The organism is Paraburkholderia sp. 40 (assembly GCF_050434105.1).
GTDB classification, from domain to species: domain Bacteria; phylum Pseudomonadota; class Gammaproteobacteria; order Burkholderiales; family Burkholderiaceae; genus Paraburkholderia; species Paraburkholderia tuberum.
Genome location: NZ_JBNPVY010000002.1, coordinates 579397 through 596209, shown reverse-complemented (window position 1 = coordinate 596209; position 16813 = coordinate 579397). Strand labels below are relative to the sequence as shown.

Genomic DNA, 16813 nt, shown 5'->3' with positions numbered 1-16813 from the left:
CTATTCCGGAGACAACAATGAAAAGACAGCTTGGGTTCGCGTTAGCGCTTGGCGCGTCCGTTCTGCTCACCGCGTGCGGGGGAGGCTCGGAAGTCACCTCCACTTCTCCGACCATCAAGACTGCCATCTCGGTACCCAATTCAGCCACCCCGCCGTTCAGTTTCGACATCAGCTACGCCGATAGTGGCAAGTACTACCTTGCCGACCGCAACAACGCGGCGGTCGACGTGGTCGACACGAAGAGCAACACGCTCATCGCGCAGATCAAGGGCAGTGGCCCCACCGCCTTCACCGGCTTTAATGCGAACACCGATGTGGCCGGCCCTGATGGACTCGTCGGCATCCCCGGCACAAACATCCTCTATGCCGGCGATGTCAACTCGATCAAGGTCATAGACGTCGCCCAGCAGAAAGTCGTCAGCACCATCGCAGTCCCACCACTCAACACGGCCCCGCACCGCGTCGACGAAGGCTGCTACGACCCGGACGACAACCTGGTGATGTTTTCGAGTCCGGGGGAGACGCCCCCGATTGCGACTTTCATTTCGACGAAGACAAACTCGATCGTCGCGACGTATAGGTTCACGACGTCGTCCGGCCTCGAGGCATGCGTGTACGACTCGAAGTCGAAGAGCTTCATCGTCAACAACGACGGCACGCCCACCAATCCGGCAGGTGAGGTGAACGTGATTGCCGCGAATACGGTGGTCGCAGGCGCACCGGCGGTGAGCAAAGTATTCCCGCTTGGCGCATGCGGGCCAACAGGACTCGAACTCGGTCCGAACAACGACATGCTGGTGGGCTGCGATCCGGCCGCCGGGAAGCCGCTTATCACGTTGATCCTCGATCGGACGACGGGCGCCACGCTTGCGAGCATTCCATTCGGCGGAGTCGATCAGGTCGCGTACGACGCAGTGTCGAATCGCTATTTTCTCCCGGCTCGTCATGAGACCGCGACCGGCATCGCGGCCGCCTCCGGCTTCACGCCGATACTCGGCACAGTCGACGCGTCGACGCGCACACTCATCGACAAGCTGGCGGTCGGCAACGGTGTACATTCGGTCGCGGTGGATGGCGCCTCGGGTCAGGTGTACGTGCCCTTCCAGCCAGGGGTCGCGGCTTTCCCGAATGGCGGGATTCATGTCATCACTACGCATTGAGGACGTATGAACCGCTGCCGGCGTGGAGGTTGCTGCACGATCCTCGCCGGTAGCGCTCCTTGAAGCTTGGGGGCTTCAAGGAACGCGTTCGCGCTGCGCAAGAATGCATTGGGTTGTCTGCTCCTCGCCGACTGTGAAGGTCGAGACCGACCGCCGACCCATAAAGCGGCCCGTCAACGCGTCGAACGGCAACATCATTCGCCGACATCGTCTTGCTGCCACGAGCGGCTGTTATGGCCGATGACACGACGCCTGTAATCGGCGGGCGAAGATCCCCTGTCTGGATGAAGCTGATGCATGAGCGTCCGTCTGGGCGTGCAGGCGAACTGCTGGAGATGGCCCAGACTGTGTCAAAACGCACGTCGCTTCGGCGCACCGCAAAAAACGGCTTGTCAAAACGACCTATACCGGCCTCGCGGCACCTCGGGAGGGATAAAGCGACCCACTAAAACCTAGTGAATTTGAGTTTTGACGCACCCTCGGCCGCATGCTGACGGACGCATCGGGCGCATGTCGACCCGAAGGGGACTTTCCGGTTTCCCGAAAGCGGCCCTTCACAGCAAGGAAGCAGGGACGGTTGCCATTGCGGGACGTGTGCATAGACGCTACATCACTCATTTTGCCGATCCGAAATATCCTCCAGCGAACACTGCGCGACAGGCATCGCCCAACCGGTGGTCCCTCAGGCGCACAATCATTCTCGTAAGCCTTCCCGAACAGAACCTTCACACCATGTCGGCGCGATCGACCGACTGAGCGATAGAGTACAAGCCAGCAGGACCGCAACTGCTGTAAAAAGAGTCAATAAAACTTGTACGCCCCAGTATTCGGAGATTACCCCAGCGAGCGCCGAACCTAGGGGATACAAAGCAAAGGCTATTAATCGGCATAAACTGTTGACCCTTCCCTGAAGCTGCTCGGGCACGGACCTAACACGGTAAGCGAATTGCATAACGGCGTAGAGAGAATAGAACGCTTCGACTAGCCCATAAACTAAGCCAAGCTTCGGCAAATTTGTCGCTATGAACAACGCACCAAAGGCGATCGCATGGAGCCAGGCGGCCAGCACCACTCCTCGGCCAAAACCATGCAAACGCAACCAACGCATGCCGCAAATGGATCCGAGAACACTTCCGATACCTCCGCATGCGACCATCGTCCCAATCGACGTATCGCTGACGCCCAAACGTTGTCCCAGAGTGATTGCCAAAAGCGGCATTGCGGCGTTGATTAAATTCAAGCCCCCCAAGATGCATGCAAGCAAAAGAACTAGGCGGGCACCTGAAAGCCATCGAATTCCCTCCGCAATTTCCTCGGTCAAGGAACGGCGCGCATCCACACGCGAAACATTTAGTTTGGTCTTAAGTACTTTGAGGAGGATGAAGGAACAAAGGTAGCAGAAAGCGCCGGCGAAAAGCGCCCCGCTAATCCCAACAATTTGATAGACCAACGTCGCGGCCGCCGGCCCGAGAATCATCGCGGTACCGAAGCCAGCCTCGTTTGTGCTAGATGCCTGAGACAGCAGTTCGCGGGGCACTACGCTCGACAGGACTGCCGCTTCAGCGATATTGAAAAATACAAACAGGATGCCGTCTACTATGCAGACGAAGTAAATGTGCCACTGATTGACGACGCCGTAATATGCCATTAGGCCAAGGGCGAAAAAGCAGAGGTACCGCCCGGTCTGACACGCCATCATGATGTGTCTGCGGTTCCATCGATCGACTAGCGCCCCTAATGGCAGGCTCAAAAATAAGTAAGGCGCGGACCTCAAGACGCCCACCACCCCTGCGGCAGCCATCGATCCGGTGAATTTTAGGATCAACAGCGGAAAGACCACGTTCATACCCGCACCAACCAAGGTGGACGCCGATTGCGCCGAAAGCAAAAACACGTAATCGCGAATGCTCCAAAGCTTCATCGAGGACATCCTTGCCGACGGCTGGATTGAATATAGGGATGTATCAGATTCCTGGCGTACCGGTGAATGTCGCCTTCTGGCCGGTCCTCGGCTTATGCGGGCGGCATAAGGCATCCCTAGGCGGCGGTATGCTTCTTCCGGAAGCTGCTACGTGCGGACTACCAGCGTACTTCCCGTCGATCAAACCTACAGCTCGTTGTTCGCGAGTTACCTAGAGAGGGCGCAACCGTTGGCCGCAACGCGGCGAACCGCTGGTCGCACGATCAACTCGTGTACCGCAGCGAAGAATTCAAACCCTTTGTCATTTTCACGCGTCACTCGAAAGCCAAGTTTGCGATGGAAGGCGACAGATAATCGGTTGGTCTTGTAGACGTGACTCCTCAGATCGACAATCCCTCGGTCGATCGCCAGCGTGGCCACCTTCGCGAGCAGTTCGGCTATGACGGCATAGGTTCGGTACAAGGGATGTATAGCAAATGCGCCAACGAACCAGCACGCTCCCGACTCCGGGCGAAGCATCGCGTAAGCAACGAGTTTGCCGCCCCGCCGCACTGAGCACACTTCATTCACCTCCAACGACTTCCCCAACTGCACCCGGTGCTCGTCCAGGTCGAAGGTATCACCAGCCTGCTCGGTGTGTTCACGTAATGTAAGAGCGTCAAGCGCGAGAAGTTCGTCAACAGACGGCAACATGTCAGGAGATTAGGGCAAGAGAAAGAGATTGCGGAAGCGGACTTCGAATCAAAATTGTCGCCAATCCTCGACGGCTTACCGACCGACCGCTCCTTGCCGGCCCCTGAAAGTCAGGGGCGACAACAGGTTCGCTCGACGGTAATTGGGACCGACGCTTCCGGCGCGGCGGATAGCAAACGTTTCCACGTAGCGGCTAGAATTGGGCATGCTCTCACAGATACCCCGAAGCGGAAGCCCAAACGGAGGAGTCATCTGTTCGGCACGCAACTGCTCGCCGCGGTTACAGCTTTTGCCTTGCTGATGTGCGAAGTCCCGTTCGAAGCGCGCGGCTCGCAAGATGAGCACGTGTCCACGGTTATGGTGGGAGAGACGGTAATCGAAGGCAGTGGCGGCGCAATATCGACCGCTCGATTTATGTCCTGCCCCGTTCCCGCAGATTTGGGACTGGGGGTAACCTGCGACTGCACATCGATCTTGGCAGGGGTGAACAGCAGGAGCGCCCCAAGGAAGACAGTCAACGCGGCCGCGACAAGCACGGCGATCTGCGACAGAAACAACCACAAAGCCTTATTCTGATTTGCCGCGTGGACGGTTCGGTTCGCCTCTACCCACTCATCAGCCCATTTGCTATAGACCCTGTTGCGCTCCTGACGAAAGCTATCTGGGTCTGCCGCCAGGATCACTGGCGAGCACTCCGACAGGCATTGCTCGGCTGTCGGCGGAAGCTCCGTGGCTCGCGCAAACATCGCCCCGACCGCGAGCACAACACAAGTCAGTAGCACGATCATGAGGAGAAAAACCAACCACACAACGATACTATTCGTGCTGCCATCGACGTGCGAGGCTAATGCGAATACAGCCGCCAGAAAGACACCCGCGACTGCAGTAGTAGCCTGTGCTTTCCGGTCTATGGTTTCGTAGGTGGTGGACAGGCTCTTGTACTCTGTCTCAGCGGTCGAAATAAAGGATGTCGTAACCTCATGCTGCAGGTCGAAAAGGTTATCGGTCATTGTTTCCCCCTCGTCGTTGTTTTTGCGTGCAGCATTGTGGCCGCGTCGAAGCTCAGTCGCAACTTTGTCTGACAATGATTCGTGTCACTTGAGCGACAGCCCTCACTCCTCCAAAGGGTGCGGCGCGGCCGGATCTGGCCTCATAACGGAGGATTGCGCTTGAGCGCGTCCCCCCGGGAGCAGATTGCTACGTCTCGCCTGAGCAAGCGGCCTCATATGTCCGGTTCACGATTTGTAGCGATATTCTAAGGCGAATGCAATCGCGCAGGCAGCAGCCAGCACCGAAAGCCTAGATGAGGGTCGTGTCAGTCGTGGATACCCACGTGCTTGCAGGCTTATTGTTGACGATCTCGGTCCCCGAGTCGACCGGCTGCTTGTGGCCGGCTGTACTCATTGACAGAAGACGCCCGGAAGCGCTCCAAAGCGGCCCGCTATGCTTGAACGTCAAGAATGATCGACAATATTTGCTTTCATATCAGCTTGACCGGCCAGTCGACCGACGCTCGTAATGCCGCACCAGCTTACTGATCTCGGGATCGGGTGATCATTCCGTTGATCCGGGTGAAGAAAACGGCCAAGGTGAATGCCGCAGCAGCCAGTGCAGCCGTGCATTGAACAAGTGGCCGCGCCTCTGCGCTGTCGAACTCAATCCTCACCGGCGTCATGAGAACCCAAGCTATCGCTCTTCCCGATCAATTTTCTCGCGATGGCCTCCGCGCGCGTCATGTCATCGTCAGGCGCTGGTGCCGCGTTCGCACCTGGCTGCGCGGTGGCGCTGGTGCTTAACGCTCCGTCGCGTTGATGCGTATCGACCGACACTGTCATCGAGAGGCCGACTCGCAACGGATGCGCGGCGAGCTCCTCGGGGTACAGCGAAATGATGACGGGCACGCGCTGAACGACCTTGATCCAGTTGCCGGCCGCGTTCTGCGGTGGCAACATGGAAAAGGCGCTGCCCGTTCCCGGTGACAGTCCGCCAACCCGGCCGTGAAACACCACGCTCGATCCGTAGAGGTCGGCGACCGCGGAAACCGGCTGGCCGATACGCAGGTTGCGGACTTGTCCTTCCTTGAAGTTGGCCTCGATCCACAACTGCTTGACGGGCACGACCGTCATCAGCTGTGTACCGGCCGCAACCGGCTGGCCGATTTGCACCGAACGCAGGGCAACGGCGCCTTCGACCGGCGCAACGAGTGTCGTTCGCGCGTTTCGGACATACGCAAGCTCCACTTGTTGTACGGCTTGCATCACGGCCGGATCGTCTTCGATTCGGCCCGAGCCGCTCGCGGCGAGTCCGCTGGCAAGCTGACTGCGGGCCGATGCAAGATTGGCCCGCGCAACTTTCACCGCTTCCTGGGCCCGTGCATACTCTTCCGCGGAGACCACTTCCACCGTTGCGCCCGAGCGCGCTTTCAGGCTCTGTTCGGCGAGCGCGAGCTCGGCGGCGCGCGAGTCGACGGCAGCCCGGTACATGGCGTTGGAAAATCTGGCGCTGCGCGCCTGCCTCACCGCGCGGATCAACTGTGCCTCGGCCTCTTGCAGCGCAATGCGCGCCTCGGTGTCGTCGAGCCGGACAAGTGGTTGACCAGCCTTGACGTACTGCGTATTGCCGACCAGCACTTCGCGCGCCGTGCCTGCAATCCGCGCGGCGATTGGCACCACGTTGCCGCTGACATACGCATTGTCCGTTTCCTCGACGTAACGCCCAGAAACAAACCAGTGCACGCCCGCCGCAACCGCCGCCATCGACACGACGCCGAACAGCAGCGCGAGCCGCCGGTTCCGGCGGCTGACCTTCGTTGTGTCGCGCTCCGTCATCGGCACGCGTTCGCCAAGCAGATTTTCTGTACTCATGAGGCCTGGCTGGAGGAGGGAAGGGAAGAAAAGCGGCTATCGCGGCGGATATCGCTGATGTTTTCGCGCGACTCCTGATTCGCGTGGCTGGCCGGCGAAGCGGCCGAGGGGCTGCTTGCGGTCGCGTCGAACCCACCGCCGAGCGCCCGGATCAACGCGATATGAGCGTCGCGTCGTTGCCCGTTGAGTTCGAGAAGACGCAACTGATCATCGAGCCGCATGTCACGGAGCGTCAGCACGTCCGCCTGCTGGACGAGGCCACGGCGTTGCCGTTCGGTGGCTACTGTGAGCATCCTGTCGCGCGCCGCGACTATCTGTGCCTGTGCGTCGATGAGTGCGGTGACGTTGCGCAGTGTCGCGATGGAACGGGCGACCTCGGCCAGCGCGCCGTCAAGCGTCTTGTTGTACAGCGCGATCATTTCGTCGGCTTGCGCGTAGTCGCCATGCAGTTGCGAGCGCAGACGCGCGCGGTCGAAGACCGGCAACGAAACGGCAGGGCCCAACGCGAAGAAGAGCGACGCGCTCGAAAACAGCGAGCCGAGGCTGAGCGACGCCAAGCCGCCCGCCGCGGAAAGATTGATGTTCGGATAGAACGCCGCGCGCGTTGCCGCGATTTTTGCGGTCGCGGCCTGCACGCGCAACTTTGCGGCGACGACGTCCGGGCGCCGGCCGAGCAGGTCGAATGGCAGATTCGCGGGCACGGACATAGCAGCGGCGTCGGCGTTGGCAAGCGTCGGGCGCCGCAATGCGAGGCCGCGTTCCGGTCCCTCTCCAGTCAGGACGCCGATCTGCAATTGCGTTTGCGTGATCGCGTCGTCGGTCGTCTGCAATTGCATGCGCAGCGCGGCCTGATCGATACGTGCCTGCTGTGCGGCGTAGGTGCTGTCGATTCCCCTTGCCTCGCGCGTGCGCCGGATCTCATCGAGTTGGTCCGCTTGTTGCCGCTTCGCCGCAATCAGATCCCGCTTTGCGTATTCGTCGGCAAGACGGCCGTATAGCGTGACCATTGACGTGGTGATGATCAGGCGGGCCTGCTGTTCTTCGACATGCGCAGCGTCGCGTGCAGACACGAGCTCCTGGGTCACGGCGCGGTTCCTGCCCCACAGGTCCAGGTCGTAGTTCGCACCGGCGATAACGCTCGCGGGCGAGACCCACGGATCGCTGAAGAGATTGATGGGAACCGTGGTGCCCGCCACATTCACGTCCGCCGCGCCGTTGATGGCGGGCATGCGCGCTTTGTAGGCCGCGGCCGCGACGCCGCCCGTGAGTCCCGTGCCCGAAGCGAACTGGTCGAGTTGCGATTGCGCCTCGGCCAGACGCGCGCCGACGGCCTGGATGTCCGGATTGCCGGCGCACGCCTCGGCGATCAATGCATCGAGCTGCTTGTCGTGAAACGACTCGAACCATTGCGCTTGCGGCCATGCGCCGTTTGCGGTCTGCGCATCCTGCGCGGTCCGCGCGAGCGCCTCGGGGCCCGGCGAATGCATCGCAAGCGGATGGTAAGAGCTGTTGTCCGCGCAACCCGCGATTGCGCACAGCGCGCATAGCGAAGCGGTGGACACGAACGCCGTCCATAGGCGCTTTCGTGCGAAGCCAATGGGGCAAGAATCGGTCGTCATCGGTCAGCCGTGTCCGAGGCGCGCCGCAAGCCGCGGGCGCGCCGTTTCGAGCGGACCGAGCCGGCCGAGAAGGCCGTCGACGATCCCGCAACCGATACTGGATAGTTTCGCCAGCTTGCCGGACTCGAACAGCAGCACCTGGAAGACTTGCAGCAGCGTGATGAAATTGGGCACGAGCGCGACCGGCAGGGACGGGACATATTGAACGCACAGGTGCATGCCGTTACGCGCCATGTAATAGCGTCGAAAAGCCGGGTGATTCATCGACGTGATACGCACCGGGCCGAGACGATGTTGTCGTTTGTGGCCGATGCGATGTAACAGCGTGAGCCGCGGCTCGACATAGAACTGGACGCCGTGCAGCAGTGCGCGCAACGAATATTCGGTGTCGACGTGATCGATGAACAGCGCTTCCGCGAACGCACCGAGGCGCTCGTACGCGAGGCGCGAGACCACGCAACCGGAGGACAGCAAAAAGGAGCACGGCTGCAAGGATGCGTCCGCTTCGAACACCAGCGTGCGGATCGAAAAGCCGTTGCTAACCATCTGCGGCAGGAAGTGCCTGACATTCTCGTCGTAAATACGCGGTCCGATCGCGAAAGCTCGTGGGCCGAGCGCTTTGCATGACTCGAGCATCAACCGGAAGTAATCGGTGCTCACCTGCGAATCCTGATCCAATAGCGCGACGGCGCCGAGGCCGCGTTCGAACATCCGCGCAAGGCCCCGGTTATAAGCACCGGCAATGCCGCCACGATTCGCGTTGCAGAGATACTCCGCGCCGTGCGCGTTCAGCGCATCGGCCAACGCGCCAGAGGCCGCCGGCGAATTATCGACGACCAGCAACGGCGTGCCGTGCGCGCAGAGTTCCAGCAGATGAGTCAGGTGCTCGGAAGTTGGGCGGTACAACACCACCAGCGCACCGAGCAGCGGCACTGCGTAACCGGCGCTGGCCGCAGCGCCGGGAGAGGAGATCGTCTGGCTCATGATCGTCACCCTGTCAGGAGTATTAATGTCCGGCGCGCTGGGCCGATACGCCGCGCCAGGGTTTGGTGGCCCACATCAGCGCCGCGAGCGCGAGGCACACGAGGCTCGCCATGTAAAACAGGTCGTTGGTCGCCATCATGTACGCCTGCTGCTGAACGACATCGCGGATGGCCGCCAATCGGTTGGCGCCGAATCCGAGCGTTTGCAGCGACCGCGTGAAAAGGCCGGTGCCCTCGGATGCCTGCGTGACAGATTGCGCGAGTGTGCCGTAGTGATGTGCCGCGCGGTTGTCCCACCAGGTCACGCTGAGGGCGGTGCCGAGCGCGGCGGACAGCGTGCGCAGGAAGTTCGACAGGCCCGATGCGGCAGCGAGCTTCTCGTTGGGAATGCGCGACAGAATCGCTGCGCTCAGCGGAATGAAAAAGCAAGGCAGGCCGATACCTTGAATAAACGTTGGCGTGACGATTTGCCAGAAAGACATCGTCAGCGTGAAGTGCGCGTCCCATGCCAGCACCGCGAAAAACACGAGAAAGCCGAACGATGTCACGACGCGGGCATCGAACCGGTCCAGAAAAATCCCTATCAGCATGGAAAAGACGAGGGCGAGGATGCCGAGCGGCGCAACGGTCAGTCCGGCCTGAAACGCGGAGTAGCCCATCACGGTTTGCAGCCACAGCGGAAAGATGACGCCGATCACCGAAAAGCTCACCATCCCGAGACAAATGATCGCGACGCCGAAAGAGAAAGTGCGGTCGCGAAACAGGTCGAGGTCGATGACGGGAAAAGGTTCAGCCGACTCCCAGATCAACAGGCAAACCAGCGCGAGCGCGGCGATCAACGACAGCGCAACGATCAGCGGCGAGTCGAACCAGCCGTGGTCGCGCCCGAGGTCGAGCACCGCCTGTAGTGCGCCCACGCCGACGACGAGCAGCACGATACCCATCGTGTCGATCGGCGGCTGCTGGATATCCGGACGCTCGCGCGGCAACAGCGCGGCGCAGGCCGCGAAGGCGAACAGGCCGATCGGCAGATTGATGAAGAAGATCCACGGCCAGGAGAATTGATCGATGATCCAGCCACCGAGCACCGGACCGAAGATCGGCGCGAGCAGCACCGTCATTGCCCAGAGTGCAAGCGCGAGCACTCGCTTTTGCGGCGGAAACGAGCGCAACAGGATGGCCTGCGACAGCGGCACCATCGGACCTGAAAAGAGTCCCTGCATGGCGCGGCATAGAACGAGCAGTTCCAGGTTGCCGGCGATGCCGCATAGCAGCGACGTCAGCGTGAACAGCAGCACGGACCAGACGAAAAGACGCGCTTCACCGATCCTCTGCGACAGCCATCCCGTCAGCGGAATCGCGATAGCCGCCGCGACCGAATAGGAGCTGATGACCCACGTCGCCTGGGAATTCGACACGGCGAGGCTGCCGGCGATGGACGGCACGGCGACGTTCGTGACCGTCGAGTCGAGCACCTCGATGAAGGTGGCGAGCGAGAGCGCGAAGGTCAGCAACGCGAGCCACGCGCCGCGCAGTGGCGGCGCGGCGCGGCCGCCGACGTCCTGTATGACCATGCCTCTTGAAGTACTCATGTGGACGGTATTTCCCGAAGCCGTTCAGGCGACCGAACGGATGCTGAGGTCGCCGCGCTGATCTGCGCAGCGTTCGATATATCGCGCGGCCGCCTCGCACGCGTCGGGCGCTGCGTCGATGAGCCGTTTGGCGATCGTGCAACGGGCCGTCACGAGTTTGTCCGTGGTGACGCGCGCGAGTGCCGAGGCCTGAGCCTTGCCGCTTGCAGGACTGTCGATGCGAAGGCCGCAGCCGCTTTTCGCCACGCGCTGCGCATTGTCGAACTGGTCGTGCGCGAACGGGGTGACGATCTGTGGAATGCCAGCCGCGAATGCGAGCGCCGCTGTGCCGATGCCGCCGTGATGGACCATGGCTGCGCAGTGCGGCAAGAGCATTCGCAAGGGTACGAAGTCGCGCACCAGCACGTCGCGGCGCGCGAGCGCCCGCGCTGCGGCGGTGCCGGCGAGCACGATCGCGCGGGCACCCGTGCGGCGCACGGCTTCGTCGACGGCGCTCAAATAGGTCCGCTCGTCGATCCGCGAGGAGCCTGGCGTGAAGACGACCGGAGGTTCGCCCGAGGCGACGAAGGCGCGCAGTTCGTCGTCGAAGGCGTCGGGCGCTACATCGTTGAAGAGGGGAAAGCCCGCCATGAAATGATTGCGCGGCCAGTCGGGTTGAGCCGGGGCAAACCAGTCCGGGAACAGGCACAGCACGCCGTCGGGCGAGTGCAGCCACTCACCTAGTATGCGGCTCGCGGGCGCAAGCCCAAGGGTTTCCCGGACGTCGTTCAGAGCAGGTCCGCACGCCTTGTCGAGCACGCCTTTTTCGATCATTTCCATGCACTTTGCCCTGACGGGCAGTGGCAGCCACATCGGCACGGTCAGACGCTTGTGCGTGGGAGGAGCGCTCGCGGAAAGCAGCGTCGAAGGCGACACCTGGACCGAAACGTAGGGCGTGCCATGAACCTCTTGCATCAGACGCGCGGCGAACGCCCACAACGAGCCGACCAGTATGGTGTCGGGGGTCGCGATCGCGGCGAGCGCATCGAAGTGAGGGCGGATAGTCGGTGCGATGACGGCCCATAGCGTGCGAAACGAGGTCCGCGGATTCCACAGCGCCGGGCTTGCAATCGCCCGCGCATACTCGTCCCACGTACCGATCGGCACAAACGTGAAGCCGTGTTGTGCCGCGAGCGCGGCGAATTGCGGATGCGTGCAGAACACGATCCGATGTCCGCGTTCTGCCAGGGTTCGCGCAATGCCGATGAACGGATGAACGTCGCCTGCCGAGCCGATTGCAGTAATGACGATTTGTGCCATGGTTTGCTTGCGGCTCCTCAATAGAGCCACGGCACGAGCGCCCGTACCTCCTCGCGATAGGTACGGTATGGTGCACCGAAATACTCGGAGAGCCACTGTTCCTCGACGCGCACCTTGTACGCGAGCGAAGCGAAGATCAGTATGAAGCCGATCACGCCGCGCCATTGTTCGTTGACGAGCGCGGCGCCCGCAATCGCCAGCAGGCAACCTGAGTAGATCGGATGACGCACGAGCGCGTAAGGGCCGCTGCGTACGAGTTCGTGGTCGGCTTTCAGCGTGACCGACACGCTCCAGTTAGGGCCGAGATGGCGACGGCCCCACACTGAGAAAGCGAGACCGGCGACAACGATCGTGAGGCCGATCCATTGCTGTAAATCGAAATGAGCGCCCGCCGGACTCGAGATGGCGGCGCCGTCCGGCAACACAACCAGCGCACAGCCGATGATCAGCGGGATCGACTGAAGCGTGCGTGAAAGTCGATCCTCGCGTTTTAGGGTTTTCTTCACACCGGACGATGCTTTCATCCAGTAGGCGACCCAGACGGCCCATGGGCCGAGAACGGCAAGCGTGTGATAGATCGTCATTTTCCGCTCCCGAATTCGATGTTCAGTCCCGAGTGAGCAAACGTTTGCGCTTCTGCCGCGGGCGACAGCGCGTCGAGCCGTGAACGATCGAACTCCTGGTTGACGCCGAAGAAGCCGAGAATTTCTTCGCGCATCGTGGCGGCCTGCGCCCGTCCTTCGAGTTCAAGAAAATGCCCGGTGTTCGGTGCGGTCGCGAACTGCGCGTGACGGACATAGCGCGCCATGGTGCGAATGTCGTGCGCAGTGGTGTATTCATCGAGCTCGCCGTTGATGAACTTCACCCTGCAGCGGATGTTCGCCAATTGATCCAGATACGTTTCGGGCCTTAACGCCAGTATCTGCTCGACGTGAAAGGCGACCTGGCTTTGCTCTTCCTCCGGCAGGCTCGTCAGATAGCGGTAATTCAGGAGTTTCAGTATGCGCGGCAGATGTTTTCCCACGGTGTCGTTCAGCAGTTGCGCGGCTTGCAGATTCTCGCCCGTACTGAGCAGATGCCTCGCTTGCGTCACATAGGCGACCATCGCATCGTTGAGAAACGGTGAGAAGGAGCCGATTACCGCCCGCTCGATGGAAGCAGGCTGCCGCGCCAGCGCGAGCAATGATGCGAGTCCTCCCCATGACACGGAATACAGGAAGCGGGGCTCGAAGTGTTGAATCAGGTTCAGCAGGATTTCGACTTCGTCCTCTTTCGTCAGGAGGGAACCGGCCCGATTGTGCTGCTTTGATTGCCCCGCATAAGGCAGGTCGAAGCAAATGACGTTATATCGCTCGCCGAGATACTTGATTGTCTGTCCGAACGACGCCGTTGTCGCTAAAGCGCCATTCACCAGTATTACGGTTTTACGACCGACTTCAAAAATATGCGATTCGACTTGTACTTTGAGCGAGTTAGGTAAACGAAAGATAAGTTTCTCGACGGACATAGGGCCTCCTGCATTTAGAAATGCATGACGAATTGACGTTTAAATGTCGGCGACAATGCGACATACACGACAGGACACAGCCAGCTAAGCTGCTGAAATCAATCGTATTTCATGGTGGCTCGACGCAATGTCCGGCGAATCGATATTGTCTTAACAAATGTGAAAAATCAAGCGCGTTTTTTAATTTTTTATACAAGAAAATTGTGTAAAAAATACTGCTTCATGCTTAATGAATTATCATTCTTCTGGAGATCGCCGACAAGCGCCATTAGCATGGAAATTCACGGCATCAGAAAAGCAAAGTCGGCCGCAGCGCACGCATCGACGCCATTCACGAGGCGCGAATGTCTGGAAACCAACCCGTAGGCTTCTCATCAGCGCAAATGCCGGGATGACGGAAAACGCCGAAGATCACCTGACGCCCGGTTCGATTCAACGAATAACGGTTGCACTTCGATAGCGGCCGTCAAGCCGGTGCCGGACCAAGAGCCAGCGACCGGATGCGCGATCGGAGCCAATGAGAACAGACTCGAAGAAGATCTTCGATGAACAAAGCTGTATCTGGCCGAGTTAGGCCACGGGCTAGCCAGGCTGCGCGGTAATGGGCGTTCGCAAGGCGCGCGGCGCGGGAGAGGACTCTAGAAATCGTCGCGATGCGTTGTGGGTCCAACGTCAGGCATTAGATATCGGATCTGCCGACCATCAGGCTACGAATTTGCGAGCGCGGCGCCCTCGCCAAGACCTGAACCGGCCCGGTCCGGACTGGTAGCCCTATCGTAGGGCACCGGTGCCGCTGCAGAGCCGGGCCGGTGGCCGGACTGGAGGCTTTGCGGGCTGCTTCTGTTCCTTCCTGAATACTCTCAGGATTCGGTCTGCAACAACGGGAGCGGATTATTTTCCCCTGTCGCCGATTTTCGATTGCTACGGTATCGCTACGGCTTTCGCGCCGGCACGCTGCCGGGGGCGCCGCGATCGTCTGGCTGTGGCTGGGACCCTCTACGGTCTGCCCCACGGTCCTGACGCGCACTGTCGCCGCCCGAAGCGTTGCTCTTCTTCGGCGCGGCTTCTGACGCCATACGATTTAAGGTTTGCAACTGCAGCAGCTTTAAAAGCCTGTCGTTTGGCTCCGCCTTGCCCGTACCCGCCACGCAGCATGCGCATATCAAGCCAAACATCAGCGTCGATCTGGTGATGATGGTCATCAGCGTCTCCCTCCGCGCGGGGAATCATCTGGTGCGTTTCGCGTACGCTATCGGATCCCCAGCGCATGTTTGCGGGTGGCTTCGACAGCGCCCGCAGAACGATGCGAATCCACGAGGCTTCCAGGCCCGTTTCGACGGACAGGATCTTTCGGAACGCAACAATTTATGATATCGCGACAGCCTGACGCTCGCTGTCCGCGGTCCAGGCTCGAATCCCGGACAATCCCAGCGGGTATTGTCAAACTTGGACTGTGCCGGACGCCGTCGAGGGAAAGCATCGAAGGTTTGACCATTGTCCCCGCGGACGTGACGGACTTCACGGCGCTCAAGTCTGCTCTCGACGCAATCGCCTCATGCGATGCACTCGTGCACGCAGTTGGGTTCACGCGCACGGCGCCGCTCGGCGAACTGACCGAAGATGAGGGCGCCGCGATGTGGCGGATTCATGTCGATGCCGCCGCGTTTCTCGCCAATGCGTTGATGCCCAAAATGCCCGCCGGTGGCCGCATCGTGCTGATCGGCAGCCGGACCGCGAACGGCGCCGTCACGCGCAGTCAATACGCGGCCACCAAAGCGGCGCTGGTGGGCATGGCACGCTCCTGGGCCGCGGAACTCGCGCCGCGCGGAATTACGGCAAACGTGGTGGCGCCCGGGGCGACGGATACGCCGTTGCTCACCGACCCGATGCGCGCAGGAACGCCGCCGAAGATGCCACCAATTGGCCGCTTCGTTCAACCGTCGGAAGTGGCCGCATTGACCGGCGGATTCAACCGGTCGATGCAACACAATGAACGTCGCATGAGCGGCGTGGTTGCGCCGCGCCAGCGCGCCAAACCTGGCGACGCGGACTAGAACGCGTTCCCCCTGTCGGTGCTGAATGTCTAAAGTCGACCTGGAAGTGCAACTTTACGAACTTCAACAATTGAAGCGGCATGCGCCGCCCAGGGCGGCCGCGGCGATCCGCTTATGGCATCGACGATCACCTGCTTTTAACTGGCAATTCAACCGGCTGAATTCGCAACTCAACCCAGTCGCACGCGGGTAACTTTACCGTCCGCATCGTTGGGTGTGACCTTCTTGATGTCACTTCCGACCCAACGCTCTTCAGAAGATTTCAGATGCGATCGCATCGCCGCTTCTGCAGCAATAGGGTCTCCTGCTTGCAGTGCATGCAGGACTTTTTCGTGCTCCTCAACCGCAGCCATCCATGTGGCCGTATTTTCGACGAGTTCGCTAATCCTCGCCCCGATCGGATCGCGTCTCGCGTCAAACAGATCGGCCACATACCGGCTCAACACCGTATTGCCGGCCGTTTCCGCGATGATCAGGTGGAATTGCCGGTCCGGTTCCAGAGGAGATTTGCCGGCAGAGGCGAGGCGATGCATCGCATCCACGCTGCGCCGCAACCGGTCCAGAGAGCCGGCCGTAAGCCGCGTGCTGGCAAGCACGACGAGGTTGCCTTCGATTACGGCCCGGGCCTGCATGATTTCCGTCGGACTTTCGCCTAATACAGCCAGTGACCCTTCACTTTCGTTTGCGGTTTCGAGCACATAGACGCCCGAACCCATGCGGGTCTCGACGCTGCCGCCGATTTCCAGTGCGATCAACGCCTCGCGCAGAGACGGGCGCGAAACACCCAGTTGCTGCGACAACTCGCGCTCCGGCGGCAGTCTCGACCCCGGAGGGAAATCCCCTCCGTGGATGAGGCCGCGAATCTGGTCGGCGACCAATTGGTAAAGCCGCTTTGGCTCGGTCTGTTTCATTTTGCTGCCGCAAGGATAAATGGCCCGGGTCGTCTGTCGACCAGCGATCAAAGTCTACCACGCAAGCCTGACAAGGTTTTCGGCGCATTTCGCAGGAACAGTTCGGGTTTGCCCTTGGTAAGGCCAGAAGAAGTATATTGCAAATTGGCTTGACCAAAATAGCCGTTTATTCTTTAATCTGCATCAGATTGGCCTGACCGATGGCAGCGC

The 16813-nt window shown here is 60.5% G+C and carries 14 protein-coding genes; 2 read left to right on the top strand and 12 right to left on the bottom strand.

The genetic code is table 11. The features are described from left to right. Positions 1–17: 17 nt before the first annotated feature. A complete protein-coding gene (locus OKW28_RS03995) occupies positions 18–1160 on the top strand; it encodes a hypothetical protein (RefSeq protein WP_429443877.1) in 1143 nt (380 codons plus the stop codon). 694 nt (positions 1161–1854) lie between these two features. On the opposite strand, the gene OKW28_RS03990 is transcribed toward OKW28_RS03995, so the two are convergent. The 11 genes from OKW28_RS03990 to OKW28_RS03940 form a co-directional block, all read right to left on the bottom strand. After that, a complete protein-coding gene (locus tag OKW28_RS03990) occupies positions 1855–3081 on the bottom strand; it encodes an MFS transporter (RefSeq protein ID WP_429443876.1) in 1227 nt (408 codons plus the stop codon). Positions 3082–3288: 207 nt separating this feature from the next. Continuing rightward, positions 3289–3774, bottom strand: coding sequence for a GNAT family N-acetyltransferase (locus OKW28_RS03985; RefSeq protein WP_429443875.1), 486 nt, complete (start codon positions 3772–3774; stop codon positions 3289–3291). A 248-nt stretch (positions 3775–4022) separates the two neighbouring features. Continuing rightward, positions 4023–4784, bottom strand: coding sequence for a hypothetical protein (locus tag OKW28_RS03980; protein WP_429443874.1), 762 nt, complete (start codon positions 4782–4784; stop codon positions 4023–4025). 645 nt (positions 4785–5429) lie between these two features. After that, on the bottom strand, positions 5430–6638 hold the full coding sequence (locus tag OKW28_RS03975; protein ID WP_429443873.1) for an HlyD family efflux transporter periplasmic adaptor subunit: 1209 nt from the start codon (positions 6636–6638) through the stop codon (positions 5430–5432). Continuing rightward, positions 6635–8200: an efflux transporter outer membrane subunit gene (locus tag OKW28_RS03970; RefSeq protein WP_429443872.1), complete on the bottom strand. Its 1566-nt coding sequence runs from the start codon at positions 8198–8200 to the stop codon at positions 6635–6637. Before OKW28_RS03970 ends, OKW28_RS03975 begins: the two co-directional genes overlap by 4 nt. A 60-nt stretch (positions 8201–8260) precedes the next feature. Beyond that, the gene (locus tag OKW28_RS03965; RefSeq protein ID WP_429443871.1) at positions 8261–9241 is read right to left on the bottom strand and encodes a glycosyltransferase family 2 protein; all 981 of its coding nucleotides are present in this window, start codon (positions 9239–9241) and stop codon (positions 8261–8263) included. Between the two features lie 22 nt (positions 9242–9263). Next, entirely contained in the window at positions 9264–10832 is a 1569-nt protein-coding gene (locus tag OKW28_RS03960) for a DHA2 family efflux MFS transporter permease subunit (protein WP_429443870.1), read from the bottom strand. A gap of 24 nt (positions 10833–10856) precedes the next feature. Continuing rightward, complete coding sequence (locus tag OKW28_RS03955) at positions 10857–12131, bottom strand: glycosyltransferase (RefSeq protein ID WP_429443869.1); 1275 nt, start codon at positions 12129–12131, stop codon at positions 10857–10859. Positions 12132–12148: 17 nt separating this feature from the next. Continuing rightward, entirely contained in the window at positions 12149–12715 is a 567-nt protein-coding gene (locus tag OKW28_RS03950; RefSeq protein WP_429443868.1) for a methyltransferase family protein, read from the bottom strand. After that, the gene (locus OKW28_RS03945; protein ID WP_429443867.1) at positions 12712–13638 is read right to left on the bottom strand and encodes an alpha/beta fold hydrolase; all 927 of its coding nucleotides are present in this window, start codon (positions 13636–13638) and stop codon (positions 12712–12714) included. Before OKW28_RS03945 ends, OKW28_RS03950 begins: the two co-directional genes overlap by 4 nt. A 932-nt stretch (positions 13639–14570) precedes the next feature. Further along, a complete protein-coding gene (locus OKW28_RS03940) occupies positions 14571–14840 on the bottom strand; it encodes a hypothetical protein (RefSeq protein WP_429443866.1) in 270 nt (89 codons plus the stop codon). 165 nt (positions 14841–15005) lie between these two features. Here OKW28_RS03940 and OKW28_RS03935 point away from each other — a divergent pair, with 165 nt between their 5' ends. Next, positions 15006–15692 (top strand): SDR family NAD(P)-dependent oxidoreductase, encoded by a 687-nt coding sequence (locus OKW28_RS03935; protein ID WP_429446844.1) that lies wholly within the window; start codon positions 15006–15008, stop codon positions 15690–15692. A 170-nt stretch (positions 15693–15862) separates the two neighbouring features. On the opposite strand, the gene OKW28_RS03930 is transcribed toward OKW28_RS03935, so the two are convergent. After that, positions 15863–16603 carry a FadR/GntR family transcriptional regulator gene (locus OKW28_RS03930; RefSeq protein ID WP_429443865.1) on the bottom strand — a complete coding sequence of 247 codons (741 nt, stop codon included), beginning with the start codon at positions 16601–16603 and terminating at the stop codon, positions 15863–15865. Positions 16604–16813 lie beyond the last annotated feature (210 nt).

What these genes read in the sequence shown, in the direction of transcription:
- OKW28_RS03960 (WP_429443870.1), bottom strand. Translation starts at nt 10,832, where the DNA reads ATGAGTACTTCAAGAGGCATGGTCATACAGGACGTCGGCGGCCGCGCC.
- OKW28_RS03990 (WP_429443876.1), bottom strand. Translation starts at nt 3,081, where the DNA reads ATGAAGCTTTGGAGCATTCGCGATTACGTGTTTTTGCTTTCGGCGCAA.
- OKW28_RS03945 (WP_429443867.1), bottom strand. Translation starts at nt 13,638, where the DNA reads ATGTCCGTCGAGAAACTTATCTTTCGTTTACCTAACTCGCTCAAAGTA.
- OKW28_RS03995 (WP_429443877.1), top strand. Translation starts at nt 18, where the DNA reads ATGAAAAGACAGCTTGGGTTCGCGTTAGCGCTTGGCGCGTCCGTTCTG.
- OKW28_RS03950 (WP_429443868.1), bottom strand. Translation starts at nt 12,715, where the DNA reads ATGACGATCTATCACACGCTTGCCGTTCTCGGCCCATGGGCCGTCTGG.
- OKW28_RS03935 (WP_429446844.1), top strand. Translation starts at nt 15,006, where the DNA reads ATGATATCGCGACAGCCTGACGCTCGCTGTCCGCGGTCCAGGCTCGAA.
- OKW28_RS03975 (WP_429443873.1), bottom strand. Translation starts at nt 6,638, where the DNA reads ATGAGTACAGAAAATCTGCTTGGCGAACGCGTGCCGATGACGGAGCGC.
- OKW28_RS03985 (WP_429443875.1), bottom strand. Translation starts at nt 3,774, where the DNA reads ATGTTGCCGTCTGTTGACGAACTTCTCGCGCTTGACGCTCTTACATTA.
- OKW28_RS03980 (WP_429443874.1), bottom strand. Translation starts at nt 4,784, where the DNA reads ATGACCGATAACCTTTTCGACCTGCAGCATGAGGTTACGACATCCTTT.
- OKW28_RS03965 (WP_429443871.1), bottom strand. Translation starts at nt 9,241, where the DNA reads ATGAGCCAGACGATCTCCTCTCCCGGCGCTGCGGCCAGCGCCGGTTAC.
- OKW28_RS03930 (WP_429443865.1), bottom strand. Translation starts at nt 16,603, where the DNA reads ATGAAACAGACCGAGCCAAAGCGGCTTTACCAATTGGTCGCCGACCAG.
- OKW28_RS03955 (WP_429443869.1), bottom strand. Translation starts at nt 12,131, where the DNA reads ATGGCACAAATCGTCATTACTGCAATCGGCTCGGCAGGCGACGTTCAT.
- OKW28_RS03940 (WP_429443866.1), bottom strand. Translation starts at nt 14,840, where the DNA reads ATGACCATCATCACCAGATCGACGCTGATGTTTGGCTTGATATGCGCA.